The organism is Paraperlucidibaca sp. (assembly GCF_982810325.1).
On the sequence record NZ_CEYEMI010000008.1, the window covers coordinates 70,204 to 73,550 of the forward strand.

A 3,347-nucleotide genomic window follows, 5' to 3' on the forward strand; every position below is an offset into this window, starting at 1 on the left:
AGGCTGGGCATCGCCACCTTCTGCATCTGGGCGATTACAAATAACGCTGCGAAAACCAGCGGCGTAAATTTCACTTAGCTCATGAGCGGCTAATTGCTCGGAAACTGCCATTTCTGCATTCAGCTGTGTCCACGTACTCATCACCTTATCTCCCTTGGCTAGGTCGCTGTTACTGGGTACCGTGCCGCTTCATATCAGCTAGCACGCGACCACAGTACAGGCTCGACATGGTGTTCATCACTAAAATAACTTCCGCGCTGGCTAGGCTATAAAAGATGTACTTACCTTCGCGGCGGGCGTTTACTAAACCCTCTTCGCGCAATACCGCAAGCTGTTGTGATAGCGTGGGTTGGCGTATGCCACATAAGGCTTCAAGCTCGCCGACATTACGCTCACCCTGCGTTAGTTGGCAGAGCAAGAGCAGGCGATCTTCATTTGCCATGACTTTGAGTAAATTGCAGGCCTTGGTGGCGGAGTCGCGCAGCATCGTGAAAGCTTGCGGTGATAGATGAGTTTCCATAGCAACCTCATGAAGACGCCTAACAAACACTTTATTGACAAGTAGATTGTTCGTCAATAGTATCGAAATTTGTAGAATTTAAGGAACTCAAGATGTCTACTCAAGTCGCCTCATTTTTTGATACTGCAACCAGCACCGTTAGCTACATCGTTCATGCTGGAGCAGGAAGCGCCTGCGCCATCATTGACTCCGTGCTTGACTATGATCCGAAGGCGGGTCGCACGCACACTGAATCTGCCGATAAACTTATCGCCTTCGTCCACGAGCACACATTAACGGTGCAATGGCTGCTCGAAACGCATGCTCATGCGGATCACCTGTCGGCAGCTCCGTATTTACAGACGCATCTTGGTGGCACCATCGCCATCGGGGAATCCATTCGCCAAGTGCAGGGCGTGTTTCAAAAGATTTTTAACTTAGATGCTGATTTTGCCTTAGATGGCTCACAATTTGGTCATTTATTTCATCCCGACGAAAACTTTATGATCGGCGATATTCCAGCGCAAGCCATTCATGTGCCCGGCCATACACCTGCAGACATGGCCTATGTTATTGACAATAAAATAGTTTTTGTTGGCGACACACTGTTTATGCCCGATGTTGGCTCGGCGCGTTGCGACTTCCCCGGCGGCAATGCAAAAACACTCTATAAATCAGCTCAGCGCATTCTCAGCATGCCCGACGACACCCTCCTCTATATGTGCCACGACTATCCGCCAGCATCACGCGAGGCAAGCTGGGAAACGACCGTAGCCGATCAGCGCGCGAGCAATATCCATCTTCACGATGGTGCCACCGAGGCCGAGTTTGTCGAAATGCGCAGCAAGCGCGACGCCACACTGGGCATGCCAACACTGATTTTGCCCGCCATCCAAATCAATATTCGTGCAGGTCATTTCCCACCCACTGAAAATAACGGCGTTGCCTACCTAAAACTGCCACTCAACGCACTCTAAGGCGGGCTCTATGCGCCTACTGCCAGGCTGGCTACAACACTATCGGCGCGCCGATCTACGCGATGACGCCCTCGCCGGCACCATCACGGCAATTTTGCTGGTGCCTCAAGCGCTAGCTTACGCCCTACTCGCCGGCCTACCGCCAGAAGTCGGCCTCTACGCTAGTGTGTTGCCGCCGCTAATTTATGCCCTAATGGGCAGTAGCCGCACGCTTGCTGTTGGCCCAGTCGCAGTCGCTGCGGTCATGGTCGCTAGCGCGCTACAACAATTTGCCGATGGCGATAGCAGCCGCGCGCTCGCCGGCGCGCTTTGGTTAGCGCTGCTGTCGGGCGGATTTTTGCTGCTCTTTGGTCTACTGCGCTTGGGCTGGCTGTCATACTTCGTTAGTCATCCAGTGCTTAGCGGCTTTAGTACGGCAGCAGCGATCACTATTATTGGCACGCAAATCCCCGCACTTACGGGCGTCTCCGGCGATCGTCACGCCGCCTTTTTCGGCTTTATGGTCGATATTTTCCCTCGCCTAACTGGCACAAGCGCAGTTGTCGCTATCGCGGCCTGCGCCACCCTCGGGCTCTTGCTGGTTGGGCGCTATCGCCTCAGCGCTTGGCTTAGCGCCTTAGGCCTGTCCGCCAGCCGCTCCACCTTGGCAGTACGCATGATGCCATTAATCATCGTCGTGCTGGCCTTAGCCCTATCCGCTCATTTTGATGGCGCACAATATGTCGCCATCGTCGGTGATATCCCGCAAGGCCTGCCGCAACTATCTATCAGCTTTTTGTGGCTAGACGGCTGGACAGGATTGATCGGCTCGGCATTGCTTATCGCCATCATTGGCTATGTTGAAAGCCTCTCTGTCGCGCGTATTTTAGCGATACGCCGGCGCGAACGTGTTGATCCTGATCAAGAGTTGCTGGCACTTGGCGCAACCAATATCAGTGCTTCGCTGTGCGGTGGCATGCCTGTTGCCGGTGGATTTTCACGCTCGATGGTCAACTTCGATGCCGGCGCACGCACTCAGCTCGCCGCCATCATCACCGCCGCTTGGGTCGCGCTCGCTGCCTTTGCCTTGACCGATGCCTTAGCGCCATTGCCGAAGCTCGTGCTCGCCGCCATCGTCGTGGTTGCCGTAACTCAGCTCATCGACTTCAAAAGTATATTCAGCACCTGGCGTTATGATCGCCGCGATGGCATTGCTCAGCTCGGCACCATCATCGGTGTATTAGCATTTGGCATCGAACCCGGCCTACTTATCGGCATGGCGCTGGCCATTGGCCTCTACCTACAAAGTACCAGCGACCCACACATTGCTGTAGTTGGGCAAGTGCCAGGCACAGAGCATTACCGCAATATTAAACGCCACCAAGTCAGTACTTGGCCTGCGTTACTGCTCATTCGCATTGATGAAAATATCTACTTTGCCAATGCGCCTGCGATCGAAAGCCACCTCATGGATTTGGTCGCTAATACCAATGAGCTGAGAAATGTTGTGCTTGTTTTATCGGGCGTGGCCAAAATCGATGCTAGCGGCCTAGAGATGCTAGAAAGTATTTCTCACGGCCTAAAGGATGCTGGTGTTGTGCTGCATTTAGCTGAAGTGAAAGGCCCCGTAATGGACCATTTAGCGACCACCTCACTACTCAAAACTTTGACGATGGCGCGGGTACATTTATCGACGCAAGCTGCAGTCGATGCCCTAACGCAGAAAAAATCAGCAAACGCGTAGTTTTTAGCCAATTGATGCGTGCAGCGGCTTGACAGCATGCACGCTGAATCCTAACATTCGCCGCCTATTTGGCTACATAGCTCAGCTGGTTAGAGCACAGCATTCATAATGCTGGGGTCGCTGGTTCAAGTCCAGCTGTAGCCACCAT

The 3,347-nt window shown here is 53.4% G+C and carries 3 protein-coding genes and 1 tRNA gene; 3 read left to right on the plus strand and 1 reads right to left on the minus strand.

Annotated features, from left to right (window positions below):
* Positions 1–169: 169 nt before the first annotated feature.
* A complete protein-coding gene (locus AC3DKE_RS04845) occupies positions 170–520 on the minus strand; it encodes an ArsR/SmtB family transcription factor (RefSeq protein ID WP_379072326.1) in 351 nt (116 codons plus the stop codon).
* Between the two features lie 92 nt (positions 521–612).
* Between AC3DKE_RS04845 and AC3DKE_RS04850 the strand changes: the two genes are divergently transcribed.
* The 3 genes from AC3DKE_RS04850 (at position 613) to AC3DKE_RS04860 (ending at position 3,346) form a co-directional block, all read left to right on the plus strand.
* A complete protein-coding gene (locus AC3DKE_RS04850) occupies positions 613–1,476 on the plus strand; it encodes an MBL fold metallo-hydrolase (protein ID WP_411729922.1) in 864 nt (287 codons plus the stop codon).
* A gap of 10 nt (positions 1,477–1,486) precedes the next feature.
* Positions 1,487–3,199 carry a SulP family inorganic anion transporter gene (locus AC3DKE_RS04855; protein ID WP_484216823.1) on the plus strand — a complete coding sequence of 571 codons (1,713 nt, stop codon included), beginning with the start codon at positions 1,487–1,489 and terminating at the stop codon, positions 3,197–3,199.
* A 70-nt stretch (positions 3,200–3,269) separates the two neighbouring features.
* A tRNA-Met gene (locus AC3DKE_RS04860) sits at positions 3,270–3,346 on the plus strand.
* The last annotated feature ends 1 nt before the right edge of the window (position 3,347 follow it).

Coding starts and splice junctions, on each gene's coding strand:
- AC3DKE_RS04850 (WP_411729922.1), top strand. CDS start 613: ATGTCTACTCAAGTCGCCTCATTTTTTGATACTGCAACCAGCACCGTT.
- AC3DKE_RS04855 (WP_484216823.1), top strand. CDS start 1,487: ATGCGCCTACTGCCAGGCTGGCTACAACACTATCGGCGCGCCGATCTA.
- AC3DKE_RS04845 (WP_379072326.1), bottom strand. CDS start 520: ATGGAAACTCATCTATCACCGCAAGCTTTCACGATGCTGCGCGACTCC.